The 13,404-nt window shown below is 71.0% G+C and carries 14 protein-coding genes; 8 read left to right on the top strand and 6 right to left on the bottom strand.

What is annotated here, in order from left to right:
• Positions 1-17 precede the first annotated feature (17 nt).
• Together ACILR4_RS18195 and ACILR4_RS18190 are read right to left on the bottom strand one after the other, a co-directional pair.
• On the bottom strand, positions 18-551 hold the full coding sequence (locus tag ACILR4_RS18195; RefSeq protein ID WP_395702280.1) for a hypothetical protein: 534 nt from the start codon (positions 549-551) through the stop codon (positions 18-20).
• A gap of 29 nt (positions 552-580) precedes the next feature.
• Positions 581-1,516, bottom strand: a complete 936-nt coding sequence (locus ACILR4_RS18190; RefSeq protein WP_395702279.1) for a homoserine dehydrogenase — start codon at positions 1,514-1,516, stop codon at positions 581-583.
• Positions 1,517-1,837: 321 nt separating this feature from the next.
• On the opposite strand from ACILR4_RS18190, the gene ACILR4_RS18185 reads away from it, so the two are divergent.
• Positions 1,838-2,902, top strand: coding sequence for a hypothetical protein (locus tag ACILR4_RS18185; protein ID WP_395702278.1), 1,065 nt, complete (start codon positions 1,838-1,840; stop codon positions 2,900-2,902).
• A gap of 18 nt (positions 2,903-2,920) precedes the next feature.
• On the opposite strand, the gene metG is transcribed toward ACILR4_RS18185, so the two are convergent.
• Positions 2,921-4,963: a methionine--tRNA ligase gene (gene metG, locus ACILR4_RS18180; protein WP_395702277.1), complete on the bottom strand. Its 2,043-nt coding sequence runs from the start codon at positions 4,961-4,963 to the stop codon at positions 2,921-2,923.
• A gap of 106 nt (positions 4,964-5,069) precedes the next feature.
• On the opposite strand from metG, the gene ACILR4_RS18175 reads away from it, so the two are divergent.
• The 3 genes from ACILR4_RS18175 to ACILR4_RS18165 are packed head-to-tail and all read left to right on the top strand — an operon-like array spanning position 5,070 to position 7,522.
• Positions 5,070-5,795 carry a TetR family transcriptional regulator gene (locus ACILR4_RS18175; protein ID WP_395702276.1) on the top strand — a complete coding sequence of 242 codons (726 nt, stop codon included), beginning with the start codon at positions 5,070-5,072 and terminating at the stop codon, positions 5,793-5,795.
• On the top strand, positions 5,792-6,748 hold the full coding sequence (locus ACILR4_RS18170) for an ABC transporter substrate-binding protein (protein WP_395702275.1): 957 nt from the start codon (positions 5,792-5,794) through the stop codon (positions 6,746-6,748). The genes ACILR4_RS18175 and ACILR4_RS18170 overlap by 4 nt, the downstream gene beginning before the upstream one ends.
• 9 nt (positions 6,749-6,757) lie before the next feature.
• Positions 6,758-7,522 (top strand): ABC transporter ATP-binding protein, encoded by a 765-nt coding sequence (locus ACILR4_RS18165; RefSeq protein ID WP_395702274.1) that lies wholly within the window; start codon positions 6,758-6,760, stop codon positions 7,520-7,522.
• On the opposite strand, the gene ACILR4_RS18160 is transcribed toward ACILR4_RS18165, so the two are convergent.
• A complete protein-coding gene (locus tag ACILR4_RS18160; RefSeq protein ID WP_395702273.1) occupies positions 7,516-7,869 on the bottom strand; it encodes a hypothetical protein in 354 nt (117 codons plus the stop codon). The genes ACILR4_RS18165 and ACILR4_RS18160 overlap by 7 nt on opposite strands.
• Between ACILR4_RS18160 and ACILR4_RS18155 the strand changes: the two genes are divergently transcribed.
• Genes ACILR4_RS18155 through fahA form a run of 4 tightly spaced genes read left to right on the top strand, consistent with a single transcriptional unit; the run spans position 7,856 to position 11,193 of the window.
• Positions 7,856-8,239 (top strand): ABC transporter permease, encoded by a 384-nt coding sequence (locus ACILR4_RS18155; protein WP_395702272.1) that lies wholly within the window; start codon positions 7,856-7,858, stop codon positions 8,237-8,239. The genes ACILR4_RS18160 and ACILR4_RS18155 overlap by 14 nt on opposite strands.
• Positions 8,236-9,024, top strand: a complete 789-nt coding sequence (locus tag ACILR4_RS18150; protein ID WP_395702271.1) for an ABC transporter permease — start codon at positions 8,236-8,238, stop codon at positions 9,022-9,024. The genes ACILR4_RS18155 and ACILR4_RS18150 overlap by 4 nt, the downstream gene beginning before the upstream one ends.
• A gap of 36 nt (positions 9,025-9,060) precedes the next feature.
• Positions 9,061-9,867 (top strand): cyclase family protein, encoded by an 807-nt coding sequence (locus ACILR4_RS18145; protein WP_395702270.1) that lies wholly within the window; start codon positions 9,061-9,063, stop codon positions 9,865-9,867.
• Between the two features lie 9 nt (positions 9,868-9,876).
• Positions 9,877-11,193 (top strand): fumarylacetoacetase, encoded by a 1,317-nt coding sequence (fahA, locus tag ACILR4_RS18140; RefSeq protein ID WP_395702269.1) that lies wholly within the window; start codon positions 9,877-9,879, stop codon positions 11,191-11,193.
• Positions 11,194-11,211: 18 nt separating this feature from the next.
• Here fahA and ACILR4_RS18135 read toward each other — a convergent pair whose 3' ends face one another.
• Both ACILR4_RS18135 and ACILR4_RS18130 read right to left on the bottom strand, forming a co-directional pair.
• A complete protein-coding gene (locus tag ACILR4_RS18135; protein ID WP_395702268.1) occupies positions 11,212-11,961 on the bottom strand; it encodes a family 16 glycosylhydrolase in 750 nt (249 codons plus the stop codon).
• Positions 11,962-12,058: 97 nt separating this feature from the next.
• A complete protein-coding gene (locus ACILR4_RS18130; RefSeq protein ID WP_395702267.1) occupies positions 12,059-13,402 on the bottom strand; it encodes a GH1 family beta-glucosidase in 1,344 nt (447 codons plus the stop codon).
• Positions 13,403-13,404 lie beyond the last annotated feature (2 nt).

Below are 13,404 nucleotides of genomic sequence, written 5' to 3'. Positions count from 1 at the left end.
GCCACTGAAAAGACGCGTTATCGCGAACCCTTCCCGCGTCGCTGCTGGCGAATCCGTGCCCGATGGCGCGGCGCGTCGAGAAGCTGCTGGCCGAACTGCGCAAGCTGGTCACAGGCCGGCGTGATCTTCGAGCCAGGCGTTTCCACCGCCCGCCGGGCCTGCCGGCCCCTGCACATCCGCCAGTGCCGCAATGGCCGATGCGGCGGCCGCCACGGCGAGCGGCCTCGGCCTCGGCGATGACCAGGCCCGGCGGCCTGGTCGTCCATGGCCTGGCGCTCCTGGGTCAGCTGATGCTCGGCCAAGGCGACCAGCACCGCGTCCAGCAGGCGTGTGACCGGCACGTTCGGGCGCCAGCGCAGGCCCAGGGCCCAGCGGCTGGGCAGGGCCGGGGCCGGCAATTGCGGCAGGTCGGCGGCCAGCGCCCCCGGGTGGAAGCCCAGCGCCGGCACGCGCTGCGCGGTGGAGGCGCGCTCGAGCCGCGCGACGTCGATCAGGTCGGCGATCACCGCCGAAGGCCGTCTGCTCCGCCCCGCGCCGGCGCCGTAGAACATCGTCGGCCCGCGAGCGTCGCCCTGCACCATCACATCGTCGGCCCGCAGGCGTCGCCCTGCACCATCACGCCGTTCATCGCGCCGTCCACGTTGGCCAGCAGCGAGCGGGCCGGCACCAGCGTCGGCCGCACGCTCAGCGCCAGGCCTTCGGGCCGGCGCCGGGCCACGGCCAGCAGCTTCAGCCGGTAGCCGAGCAGGCGGGCCAGCGCATGGTCGTCGGGCTGCAGATCGCGGATGCCCTGCACCGCGATCGCGCCGCAGTCGATGCGGGTGCCGAAGGCCATCGCGGCCAGCAGGGCCAGCTTGTGCGCGGCGTCGATGCCGTCGACGTCGAAGGCCGGGTCGGCTTCGGCATAGCCCAGGCGCTGGGCCTCGCGCAGCGCCTCGTCGAACGGGACGCCCTTGTCGCGCATCTCGGTCAGCACATGGTTGCTGGTGCCATTGACGATGCCGGCCAGCCACTCGATGCGGTTGGCCGCCAGCCCTTCGCGCAGCGCCTTGACGATCGGGATGCTCACCGCCACCGCGCCCTCGAAGGCCACCATCACGCCCTGGGCGCGCGCGGCGGCGAAGATCTCGTCGCCATGCAGCGCGAGCAGCGCCTTGTTCGCGGTGACCACATGCTTGCCCTGGGCAATGGCCTCCAGCACCAGCGTGCGCGCATCGCCGCAGCCGCCGATGGCCTCGACCACCACGTCCACCTGCGGGTGCCGCACCAGGCGCAGCGCATCGTCCAGCACCTCGATGCCGGGGCCGGCGATCTGCCGTGCGCGTGCCAGGTTGCGCGCGGCCACCATCGCCAGCTCGATCGCGCGGCCGGCGCGGTCGCGGATCAGGGCCTGGTTGCGCGCCAGCACGCGGCAGGTGCCCGAGCCGACGGTGCCGATGCCCAGCAGCCCGACGCGCAGGGGCGGCAGGCGCCAGGCGGGGCCGGCGGCGGGTGATGACGAGGCGAATGCGTGCATGAGGTTTCTCCGTGAGGGCTGGTGCGGGCTGCCAGGACGGAGAAAACACAAGGCCCCGTCCATCGCTGGCGGGGCCTGTGGGGTTGATGCGTCGACTGTCTTGCGTGCGCCGCGCTACCGCCACCTCCCGCGCCGGGCGGTGGTGGTGGTAATGGTGATCGCAATGATCGTGGGGCGCTGGCAACGCATGGGGGCGGATGATGCCGTGGCCGGGCCGTCGGCGTCAACCCGCATCCGGCGTGAGCGATGGCCGCGCCGGCCGCTCAAGCCCGGCCAACCGGGGGTCGATAGACCGGGGAGCAACGCGTGCGAGGCCTGCCCATGGCGATCCTGTCCCGACCCCTGCTGGCCCTGGGCCTGACCCTGGCGCTGGCCTTCGGCGCCGCGTCGCCGAGCCGGGCCGATTCGGCCGCGTTGCTGGCCCAGGCCCAGAAGAACGATGCCACGCGCTATGCCGCGATGCAGGCCAAGGGCGCGGAGATCCGCGCCACCAGCGATGGGCTGTCGTTCAGCCTGTGGTGGCAGCCGGCGGGCTGGACGGCCGGCGCGGGGGTCATCGTCGCGCTGCACGGGCACGACGGCTATGCCACGACCGAAGCCGCCCTCTGGCAGCCCTCTGCCGAGAAGCACGGCCATGCGCTGCTGACGCTGCAGTGGTGGTTCGGCAGCGGCGAGGCGACCAGCGACTACTACCGCCCCGACCAGATGTACCCCTTGATCGCGGCCCTGCTCGCCGCCAAGGGCGTGCGGCCGGGCACGGTGATGTTCACCGGCTACTCGCGCGGCGCGGCGAACAGCTATGCCACCGCGGTGCTGGACAATACCACCAGCGCCGCGCACTACTTCGGCTTCGTGCTGTCGAACGCCGGCGGGGCGCTGGCGAACTATCCGCCCAACCAGCAGATCACCGCGGGCGCCTTCGGCAGCCGGCCCTTCGGCGCGATGAAGTGGGGCCTGTACTGCGGCGAGAAGGACCCCGACCCGGACCAGAGCGGTTGCCCCGCGATGCGTGCCGCGCGCGACTGGGTGCAGCAGTACGGCGCCTCGGTCGCGCTGTTCATCGACGATGCCAGCGGCGACCACGGCGGCTTCATGACCAACAGCGCGAACGTCGAGACCGCGCTGGCCACCTATGCCAGCCTGCTGCCCGGCGCCGAGACCGAGTGCCTGCTCGACTGGGCAGAAGACCGCTTCCCCACGGTGTTGAGCCCGCGCCGCGCGACCACGCAGCTCAGCGCACCGTACAGCTACCGCTCGTACGCGGCCACGCGGACCTCCGTCGGCGTGTCGGCCGCGGACCAGCATGTCTGGCTGCTCGACGCGGCCGGCGTGCTGACCGACCTGGGGCCGGCCGCCAACTGGTCGGCCCAGGCCGGCTGCCGCTGAGCCGGCGCGCGGGACGCGTCAGCGCACCCGCATGCCCGGCTGCGCGCCGCTGTGCGGCTCCAGCACCCAGAGGCCGGGCTGGGCTTTCCCGTCGGCATGGCTGGCGGCCAGCACCATGCCTTCGCTGACGCCGAACTTCATCTTGCGCGGTGCCAGGTTGGCCACCATCACGGTGAACTTGCCGATCAGCTGCTCGGGCTGGTAGGCGCTGCGGATGCCGCTGAATACGTTGCGCGTGCGACCTTCGCCCACGTCCAGCGTCAGCCGCAGCAACTTGTCGCTGCCCTCGACCAGCTCGGCGTTGACGATCTTCGCGATGCGCAGGTCGACCTTGGCGAAGTCGTCGATGCCGATCTCGGCCGCGATGTCCTCGCCGCCGGGCGAGACCTTGGGCGCGGCCGGCGGCTCGAACAGCGCCTCCACCTGCTTGGGGTCGACGCGCTGCATCAGGTGCTTGTACTCGCCGATGGTGTGGTGGCCGAGCGCGCGCGCGGCATCGGCAAAGTCCATCGGCTCGACCTTCAGGAAGGCCTCCACCTGCGCGGCCAGCGCCGGCAGGATGGGCTTCAGGTAGATCGTCAGCACGCGGAAGGCCTCGATGCACACCGAGCACACATCGTGCAGTGCGGCATCCTGTCCAGCGAGTTTGGCCAGTTCCCAGGGCTTGTGCTGGTCGACATAGGCGTTGACGCGGTCGGCCAGCATCATGATCTCGCGCACCGCCTTGCCGAACTCGCGCTCTTCGTACAGCTCTTCGATCGTCGCGCGGTGCGCGCGCAGGCCGTCGAGCAGCACGCGGCCCTCGACGCCCAGGTCGGCCGAGAGCTTGCCGCCGAAGCGCTTGCTCAGGAAGCCGGCGGCCCGGCTGGCGATGTTGATGTACTTGCCGATCAGGTCCGCATTGACGCGGGCGACGAAGTCTTCCGGGTTGAAGTCGATGTCCTCGACCCGCGCGTTGAGCTTGGCGGCGATGTAGTAGCGCAGCCACTCGGCGTTCAGCCCCAGCTCCAGGTAGCGCAGCGGGCTGATGCCGGTGCCGCGGCTCTTGCTCATCTTCTCGCCGCCGTTCACCGTGATGAAGCCGTGCACGAACACGTTGCTCGGCACCTTGCGGCCGCTGAAGTGCAGCATCGCCGGCCAGAACAGCGTGTGGAAGTAGACGATGTCCTTGCCGATGAAGTGCACCTGCTCCACCGCCGGGTCGGCCAGGTAGGCCTCCATGTCCTGGCCGCGCTTGCCGAACAGGTTCTTCAGCGAGGCCAGGTAGCCCACCGGCGCGTCGAGCCAGACGTAGAAGTACTTGCCCGGCGCATCGGGGATCTCGATGCCGAAGTAGGGCGCGTCGCGGCTGATGTCCCAGTCGCCGAGGCCGCCGTTGCCTTCCTCGTCCTTGGTGAACCACTCGCGGATCTTGTTGCCGACCTCGGGCTGCAGCTTGCCGTCCTGCGTCCATTGCTCGAGGAAGCCGACGCAGCGCGGGTCGGACAGGCGGAAGAAGTAGTGCTCGCTGCTCTTGCGCACCGGCACCGCGCCCGAGAGCGCCGAGTACGGGTTCTTCAGGTCGGTGGGCGCGTAGACCGAGCCGCAGACCTCGCAGGAATCGCCGTACTGGTCCTTCGCGCCGCACTTCGGGCATTCGCCCTTGATGAAGCGGTCGGGCAGGAACATGCCCTTCACCGGGTCGAAGAACTGCTCGATCGAGCGCACGTCGATCAACTCGTTCTTGCGCAGCGCCAGGTAGATCTCGCGCGCCAGTTCGTGGTTCTCGGGCCCGTCGGTGGAATGCCAGTTGTCGAACGCGATGTGGAAGCCGTTCAGGTACTGCGGCCGGCCGGCGGCGATGTCGGCGACGAACTGCTGCGGCGTCTTGCCGGCCTTCTCGGCCGCGATCATGATCGGCGCGCCATGCGCGTCGTCGGCACAGACGAAGTTGACCTCCGCACCCCGCATGCGCTGCGCCCGCACCCAGGTGTCGGCCTGGATGTACTCCATCATGTGGCCGATGTGGAAGGCCGCATTGGCATAGGGCAGGGCGGTGGTGACGAAGAGCTTGCGGGTCATGGTGACCATCATCGAGGGAAAAGGGCGCCGATTTTAGGCTGCGGGGTCCGGGTGGCTCCGGGTTTGTACGGTTGATCAAGTATTTGGACGATCGTCCAATTCGGCCATGTCGCGCACCGCGTCCTCGCCCGCTTCGCTGCCTGCCGGTGCGCCGCCGGTGGCCGAGCCGCGGCCGGACCGGCGCATGGCCATCCTGCTGGCGGCCGAGCGGCTGTTCGCGCTGCGCGGCTACCACGCGGTGTCGCTGCGGCAGATTGCCGAAGAGGCCGGCGTGCCGCTGGCGCTGCTGAGCTACTACTTCGGTGCCAAGCACGAATTGTTCATCGCGATCTTCGCGCACTGGAACTCGACCATCGAGGCGCGGCTGGCCGCGCTGCGCGCGGTGCGCATCGTGCCGGGCGAGGAAGCGACCCTGGCCGCCATCGTCGAAGCCTTCGTGCTGCCGGTGCTGCGCCTGCGCGCCAGCCCCGAGGGCGAGTACTACGCGCTGCTGGTGGCGCGCCAGCTGTACCAGGCGGTGGACGAGGCCGAAGCGGTGCTGCGCGAGTTCTTCGACCCGATGGCCCATGCCTTCATCGACGCGCTGCACGCCGCGCTGCCGGCCGCCACGCGAGCCCAGGTGGCCTGGGGCTACCAGTTCATGCTGGGCGCGCTGCTGAACCACCTGAGCGACACCCGCATCGTCGGCCTCTCGCGCGGGCAGAACCGGCCGGCCGATCCGGCGGCCGCGCCGCTGCTGCTGCAGTTCATCACCGGCGGGCTGCGTGCAGCCTTTGCGGCGCCGCCGGCCCGCCCGAAGACCAGAAACCCCCGCAGGAGACCCTCCCCATGAAGCGACGCACCCTGCTCGCCGCGCCGGCCGCGCTGGCGACCCCGTTGATCGGCACGCTGATGGCCCCGGCCATCGTCCGCGCGCAGAGCAGCAAGATCGTGTTCGGCTACACCGCGGTGACCGACTTCACTTCGGTGTTCGTCGCCGCCGAGGAAGGCCTGTTCAAGAAGCGCGGCATCGAGGTCGAGCCCAAGTTCATCCCGATCAACTCGACGATACCGGCCGCCATCCAGGCCGATTCGCTGCAGATCGGCGGGCCCACGCCCTCGGTGTTCCTGCAGTCGGTGGACGGCGGGCTCGACCATGTGGTGGTGGCCGGCGGCGGCGCCACCTCGAAGTCCATCACCGGCTTCGGCCTGCTGGCGCGCGCCGGATCGGGCATCCGCTCGGCGCAGGACTGCGTCGGCCGCAAGATCGGCGTGCCGGGGCTGGGCGCCTTCCTGCACGTCACCTTCCGCGCCTGGCTCAAGCAGAGCGGGGTGGACTACCGCAAGGTCAACTTCGTCGAGGCGGCGTTCCCGCAACATGCCGACCTGCTCAAGGGCGGCACGGTGGACGCGGTGATCTCGGCCGACCCCTTCATGCGCCGCGCGGCCGACAGCGGCGTGGGCTACGTCGCCTCGTACTACTCGACCTTCCTGCCCGAGGGCCTGCCCACCATCATCCACACCGCCCGGCGCGACTGGGCCGAGCGCAACGCCGCGCAGGTCAAGGCCTTCCGCGAGGCGGTGGTCGAGGCCGCCGGGTGGATGGGCAAGCCGGCCAACGATGCCCGCATGCGCGAGCACATCGGCAAGTACATCAAGCTGCCGCCCGAGGTGCTGGCCAAGGCCCAGGTGTCGCCGCCATCGCCGCTGGTCACCGTCAAGCAGCTGGATACCTGGGTCGCGATGATGAAGGACCAGGAGATGCTGAAGACGCAGATCAACACGGCCGCTCTGATCGCGAAATAGCACCCGCGCATGTCGCTGCTCCAGTTCGACCGCGTCGCGATCCGCCTGGGCGGGCGCGAGATCCTGTCGCCGACCAGCCTGGGTGTCGATGAAGGTGAGTTCGTCTGCGTGATCGGGCCCTCGGGCTGCGGCAAGACCACGCTGCTGCGCGCGGCCACCGGCTTCGTCACGCCGGCCGGCGGCGAGGTGCGGCGTGCGGGCCAGCCGGTGCGCGGGCCCTCGCGCGAGGTGGCTTTCGTGTTCCAGGACTATGGCCGCGCGCTGCTGCCCTGGCGCACGGTGGCGCAGAACGTCAGCCTCGCGCTGGAAGCCGCCAAGGTGGCGGCCGAGCAGCGCCCGGCCCGCATCGCCGAGGTGCTGAAGACCGTGGGGCTTTCTGCCCATGCCGACAAGTACCCGGCGCAGCTGTCCGGCGGCATGCAGCAGCGGGTGCAGATCGCGCGCTGCCTGGCGCAGCGGCCGCAGCTGCTGATGATGGACGAGCCCTTCGGCGCGCTGGATGCGATGACGCGCGAAAGCCTGCAGGACGAGCTGCTGCGCCTGGTGCGCGAGCAGCGGCTGACGGTGATGTTCGTGACGCACGACCTGGAGGAGGCGCTGTACCTGGGCGACCGGGTGATCGCGCTGCGGGCTAACCCCACAGCGGAGCGGCCCAGCCTGGCCGCGGTGATCGACGTGACGCTGCCGCGTCCGCGCGACCAGCTGGCGACCAAGGAGCATCCCGAGTTCCTGCGCCTGCGCCGCGAGCTGTACCAGTTCCTTGGACATCACTGATGGTCCTGCTGCCTCGCGCCCGCGCCATCATCGTGCCGCTGCTCCTGCTGGCCGCGCTGGAGTGGTACACGCGCACCGCCGGGGCCGGCAGCGATGCGCTGGCCCCGCCTTCGGCCGCGCTGAAGGCCTTCGGTGCCGCGCTGGCCGATGGCTCGCTGCTGGCGGCCACCGGTTTCACCCTCGGCGCCGCGGCGGCCGGGCTGCTGCTGGGCGGCGGGCTGGGCGTGCTGGCTGGCATCGGCCTCGGGCTGTCGCCGCGCGCGGCGCGCTTCAGCTTCCTCGGCATCGAGGTGTTGCGGCCGATGCCGTCGGTGGCCTTGATCCCGCTGGGTGGTGGCCTTCGCCACCTTCTGGCCGCTGCTGGTGCTGGTGCAGGCGGCGGTGCGGCAGGTGGAGCCGCAGCTGCTGGAAGTGGCGCAGGCGCTGGGCCTGTCGCCGGCCGCGCGCATCGCCAAGATCGTGCTGCCGGCCATCGTGCCGCGGCTGTTCGTCGCGCTGCGCCTGGGCGTGACCATCGCGCTGGTGGTGGCGGTCACGGTGGAGATCGCCGCCAACCCCTATGGCATGGGCTACGCGATGAGCCTGGCGCAGCAGAGCCTGGACCCCGCCGGCATGCTGGCCTGGCTGCTGTGGATTGGCGTGCTGGGGTTTGCGGTGAATGCGCTGACGCTGAAGCTTCAACATGCCGTGGACCGCCGCATGGGAATCGTCACATGACCCCGCGCCGGAGCGCCATGGCGCTGCTCGAACCACTGGGCCTGCTGCTCGCGCTGCTGGCGCTGTGGTGGGCGGCCACGCATGGCCAGTGGGTCAGCAAGGTGTTCGTGCCGACGCCCGAGGCCACGCTGGAGAGCCTGTTGCAGGGCCTGGGGCTGGCCCCGGGCGGTGGCGATGCCGCGGGCGCGCTGGCGCGCTTCAGCCTGGCCACCACCGGCCGCATGCTGGCGGGCTGGGGCCTGGCCACCTTGCTGGGCGTGCTGCTGGGCGCGCTGATCGGCGGCTCGGCCACCGCGCGCGCCTGGCTGCAGCCGACGCTGGAATTCATCCGCCCGCTGCCGGCCTCGGCGGTGATCCCGCTGGCGATCTCGATCTTCGGGCTGTCGGGCGGCATGGTGCTGGCGGTGGTGAGCTTCGGCGCGATGTGGCCGGTGCTGCTGGCCACCGTGCACGGCCTGGCCTCGGTGCATCCGCGGCTGCGCGAGGTGGCCGCGGCGCTGCAGCTCTCGCGCCTGGCCTTCGCCTGGAAGATCGGCCTGCCGAACGCGCTGCCCGACATCCTGGCCGGCATGCGCCTGTCGATGACCGTGTCGCTGATCGTCAGCGTGGTCGGCGAGATGATCGCCTCGCAGGAAGGCCTGGGCCAGGCCATCCTGCTGGCCGCGCGCGCCTTCCACGCCAGCGAGCTGTTCGCCGGCATCGTGCTGCTGGGCGCGATCGGCTTCGTTTCCAACGCGCTGCTGGCGCTGGCCGAAGGCCGGCTGCTGCGCTGGCAGCGGCGATAACGCCTGAATAGCACGTCCACCCGAAGGAGTTGCCCCATGACCCGCCGCCTTGTCGACCTGTCGATCTACCTGGAGAACGATGTTGCTTCCGACCCGCCCGGGCTGGAGCCGAAGATCGACTACTTCACCCACGAGAACACCTACGAGCAGATCGCGCCGTTCTTCCCCGGCCTGCAGAAGAAGGATCTGCCCGACGGCGAAGGCTGGGCGGTGGAACGGGTGACGCTGTCCACCCACAACGGCACGCACCTCGACGCGCCGTACCACTTCCACAGCACGATGGACGCCAAGGCCGGCGGCAAGAAGGCCGCCACCACCATCGATTCGGTGCCGCTGGACTGGTGCTTCCAGCCCGGCGTGAAGCTGGACTTCCGCCACCTGCCCGACGGTCATGTGGTCACCGCCGCCGAGGTCGAGGCCGAGCTTGCGCGCATCGGCCACACGCTGCAGCCGCTGGAGATCGTCGTCGTCAACACCCGGGCCGGCTCGCGCTACGGCCACAAGGACTACGTCTCGGCCGGCTGCGGCATGGGCTACGACGCGACCATGTACCTGCTGGAACGCGGCGTGCGCCTGACCGGCACCGACGCCTGGAGCTGGGACGCGCCCTTCGTGCACACCGCGAAGAAGTACAGCGAGACCGGCAACGCCGGGCTGATCTGGGAAGGCCACAAGGCCGGCCGCGACATCGGCTACTGCCACATCGAGAAGCTGCACAACCTGGAAGCGCTGCCGGCCGACGGCTTCTTCATCAGCTGCTTCCCGCACAAGATCCGCGGCGCCTCGGCCGGCTGGACGCGTGCGGTGGCGATCTTCGACGACCGCCTGATGGCCGCTGCCTGAGCCCGCGCGATGAGCCTGCTCGACCACACCCACGACCCCGCCGCCCGCAGCTGGGTGGACAGCGCCAACGCCGCGGGCACCGACTTCCCGCTGCAGAACCTGCCGCTGGCGATCTTCCGGCCGCCGCAGGGCACCAGCAAGCAGTTCCGCGGTGGCGTGGCCATCGGCGACCAGGTGCTGGACCTGGCCGGCGTGGCCGCCGCCGGCCTGCTGCAGGGCGCGGCGCAACAGGCCGCCAATGCCGCCGCCGGCACCACGCTGAACGGGCTGTGCGGGCAGGGGCCGGCGGCCTGGCGTGCGCTGCGCCACGGCCTGTTCGCGCTGCTGAAGGACGATGCGCCCGAGCCCACGCGCGCCGCGCTGCGCCCGCTGCTCAGCCCGCAGGGCCGCGTCGATTACGCGTTACCGGTCCGCGTCGGCAACTACACCGACTTCTACACCTCGATCCACCACGCCCGCAACACCGGCCGCGTGATGCGGCCGGATGTCGGCATCGACCTGGTGAACCCGAACTTCCGCTCGATGCCGATTGCCTACCACGGCCGCGCGTCCAGCGTGGTGCTGAGCGGCCACCCGGTGCGCCGGCCCAAGGGCCAGATGATGCCGCCCGGCGCGCCGGCCGCGGTGTTCGGCCCGACCCGGCGGCTGGACTACGAGCTCGAGCTCGGCGTGCTGATCGGCCGCGGCAATGCGCTGGGCGAGCCGATCGCGCTGGCCGAGGCCGAAGACCAGGTGTTCGGCATCGTGCTGCTGAACGACTGGTCGGCGCGCGACATCCAGGCCTTCGAGATGCCGCCGCTGGGCCCCTTCCAGGCCAAGAACTTCGCCACCTCGATCTCGCCCTGGGTCGTGACGCTGGCCGCGCTGGCCCCGTTCCGCGCGGCCTGGGTGCCCGATGCAGGCAACCCGCCGCTGCTGCCCTACCTGGACGATGCCGGCGTGCGCGCCCAGGGCGCACTGGACATCACGCTCGAAGCCTGGCTGCAGGCGCCGGGCACCGAGGCGCTGCGCCTGTCGCGCACCAGCTTCCGCCACCAGAGCTGGACCGTGCCGCAGATGATCGCCCACCACACCGTGGGCGGCTGCAACCTGCAGCCGGGCGACCTTCTGGGCAGCGGCACCATCTCCGGCCCTGAACCCAGCGAGGCGGGCACGATGATCGAGATCACCCACGGCGGGCGGCAGCCGCTCACTTTGCCTGATGGCAGCCAGCGCAGCTGGCTCGAGGACGGCGACACGCTGGTGCTGCGCGGCTGGTGCGAGCGTGCCGGCGCCGCGCGCATCGGCTTCGGCGAATGCCGCGGGGTGGTACTGCCGGCGGCGTAGGCGCGGCGCGCCGGGCCCTCAGGGCTGCCGCTGGTACACCCGCACGTAGTCGATTTCCATCGTCACCGGGAAGATCGCGTCGTCGACCTCGCCGCCCAGGTCGCCGCCGATTGCCAGGTTCAGCAGCAGGAACTGCGGTCGGTCGAAGGGCCAGGCGCGCGGGCCGGTGTCGAGCTTCGGGTAGCGGAAGTAGACGAAGCCGTCGACGCCGAAGCTCGCGCCCTCGGGGGTCCAGTGCAGCTGGTAGCGGTGGAAGGCGGTGCAGGCATCGGGCAGCGGGAAGGCGCCGCCGATGTTCTGGCCGCCATGACCGGCCGCGACATGCACCGCCGACGACACCTGCGCCGGGTTCCGGCCCATGTGCTCCATGATGTCGAACTCGCCGTCGTCGGGCCAGCGGCCGCCGCTGCCCAGCATCCAGATCGCCGGCCAGGTGCCGCGGCCGCAGGGCAGCCTGGCGCTCACCTCGAAGAAGCCGTAGGTCCACTCGGCCTTGCCGCGCGTGTTCAGCCTGGCCGAGGTGTAGTGCTGGCCGCCCCAGTCGGGCGCGTCTCGTGGCGTCTCCCGGCGCGCGGTGATCAGCAGTTTGCCGTTGCGCACCTGGGCGTTGTCGTCGCTGGCGCGGGCGTAGTACTGCCGCTCGTGGTTGAACCAGCCTTCGCGGTTGCGCACGGTGTCGTGCACCCACTTGGCCGGGTCGGGCGCGCCGTCGCGCTCGAACTCGTCGGACCACACCAGGCGGTAGCCCTCGGGCGGGGTGGTGGTCATGGCGTGGACCTCGTGGATCCCAGCGGCGCAGAGCAGCCAGGCGGACAGCAGACCCCCGATGCCGGAACGTAGCAAGCGGTGCATACGGCGCGATCCTTCATGCCGACTGGCGACACCGCCCGAGGAACTCGCGGTACCAGCGCGCGCTGTCCTTCGGGGTGCGCCGCTGCGTCGCGTAGTCGACGTGCACGATGCCGAAGCGCTTGGCGTAGCCGCTGGACCATTCGAAGTTGTCCATCAGGCTCCACACCATGTAGCCGGCCATCGGCACGCCCAGGTCCATCGCGTCGGCCACCGCGGCGATGTGGCTGCGGATGTACTCGGTGCGTTCCGCGTCATGCACCCGGCCGTCGACCGGGGCGTCCGCGAAGGCGGCGCCGTTCTCGGTGATGTAGGTCGGCGGCAGGCGGTATTCGCGGTGCAGCGTGATCAGCAGCTCGGTCAGGCCGCGCGGGTAGACCTCCCAGCCCATGTCGGTGAGCGGCAGGCCCGATTGCGCGGGGTCGAAGGGCGCGCCGGCGCTGGACACGCCGCGCGTGTAGTAGTTGACGCCGAGGAAGTCGATCGGCGTGGCGATGGCGGCCAGGTCGCCCGGCTGCATCGCGGGCGCATCGGCGCCCAGCTCGGCCAGCACTTCCTCCGGGTACTGGCCCTTGAACAGCGGGTCGGTGTACCAGCGGCGGTTGCGCGCATCGTCGGCCTGCGCGGCATGCCGGTCGGCGGCGGACGCGGTGGCGGGCTCGATGTGCGCCAGGTTCAGCACGATGCCCAGCGCCGCCTTCGCGCCTTCGGCGCGCAGCGCCTGCAGCGCCAGGCCATGGCTGAGCAGCAGGTGGTGCGAGACCTGCACCGCGGTGGCCCTGCGCTTCAGCCCGGGCGCGAAGATGCCCTGCTCATGGCCCAGCACCGCCACCACCCACGGTTCGTTGTGCGTGGTGAGGGTGCGCAGCCGGTCGCCCAGGCGCCGCTGCATCTGCAGCGCGTAGTCGACGAAGCGGTGCACCGTGTCGCGGTGGGCCCAGCCGCCCTGTTCCTGCAGCGCCTGCGGCAGGTCCCAGTGGTTCAAGGTCAGGTGCGGCTGCAGGCCGCGCGCCAGCAGGCCGTCGACCAGGCGTTCGTAGAAAGCTAGGCCGGCCTCGTTCCAGGCGCCGCTGCCCAGGGCCTGCACACGCGGCCACGAGACCGAGAAGCGGTAGGCATTGACGCCGAGCGAGGCGATCAGGTCCAGGTCGCCCTCGAGCCGGTGGTAGTGGTCGCAGGCGATGTCGCCGTTGCTGCTGTCGGCAATGGCGCCGGGCTGGCGGCAGAAGCGGTCCCAGATCGACTCGCCCTTGCCGTCCGCGGTGGCGGCGCCTTCGATCTGGAAGGCGCTGGTGGCCACGCCCCAGGTGAAGTCGCGGGGGAAGCGTTGGTGCAGTGGCAGGTGGGCAGTGGAGGACATGT

Origin of the sequence: Aquabacterium sp., from assembly GCF_044226965.1 — a bacterium.
Lineage (GTDB): Bacteria > Pseudomonadota > Gammaproteobacteria > Burkholderiales > Burkholderiaceae_C > Pseudaquabacterium.
The sequence above is the reverse complement of the archived record's forward strand: the minus strand, read 5'-3'. Positions and strand labels throughout refer to the sequence as shown.

What these genes read in the sequence shown, in the direction of transcription:
- ACILR4_RS18150 (WP_395702271.1), top strand. Translation starts at nt 8,236, where the DNA reads ATGACCCCGCGCCGGAGCGCCATGGCGCTGCTCGAACCACTGGGCCTG.
- ACILR4_RS18190 (WP_395702279.1), bottom strand. Translation starts at nt 1,516, where the DNA reads ATGCACGCATTCGCCTCGTCATCACCCGCCGCCGGCCCCGCCTGGCGC.
- ACILR4_RS18145 (WP_395702270.1), top strand. Translation starts at nt 9,061, where the DNA reads ATGACCCGCCGCCTTGTCGACCTGTCGATCTACCTGGAGAACGATGTT.
- fahA (WP_395702269.1), top strand. Translation starts at nt 9,877, where the DNA reads ATGAGCCTGCTCGACCACACCCACGACCCCGCCGCCCGCAGCTGGGTG.
- ACILR4_RS18185 (WP_395702278.1), top strand. Translation starts at nt 1,838, where the DNA reads ATGGCGATCCTGTCCCGACCCCTGCTGGCCCTGGGCCTGACCCTGGCG.
- ACILR4_RS18195 (WP_395702280.1), bottom strand. Translation starts at nt 551, where the DNA reads ATGTTCTACGGCGCCGGCGCGGGGCGGAGCAGACGGCCTTCGGCGGTG.
- ACILR4_RS18165 (WP_395702274.1), top strand. Translation starts at nt 6,758, where the DNA reads ATGTCGCTGCTCCAGTTCGACCGCGTCGCGATCCGCCTGGGCGGGCGC.
- ACILR4_RS18175 (WP_395702276.1), top strand. Translation starts at nt 5,070, where the DNA reads ATGTCGCGCACCGCGTCCTCGCCCGCTTCGCTGCCTGCCGGTGCGCCG.
- ACILR4_RS18130 (WP_395702267.1), bottom strand. Translation starts at nt 13,402, where the DNA reads ATGTCCTCCACTGCCCACCTGCCACTGCACCAACGCTTCCCCCGCGAC.
- ACILR4_RS18170 (WP_395702275.1), top strand. Translation starts at nt 5,792, where the DNA reads ATGAAGCGACGCACCCTGCTCGCCGCGCCGGCCGCGCTGGCGACCCCG.
- ACILR4_RS18135 (WP_395702268.1), bottom strand. Translation starts at nt 11,961, where the DNA reads ATGACCACCACCCCGCCCGAGGGCTACCGCCTGGTGTGGTCCGACGAG.
- metG (WP_395702277.1), bottom strand. Translation starts at nt 4,963, where the DNA reads ATGACCCGCAAGCTCTTCGTCACCACCGCCCTGCCCTATGCCAATGCG.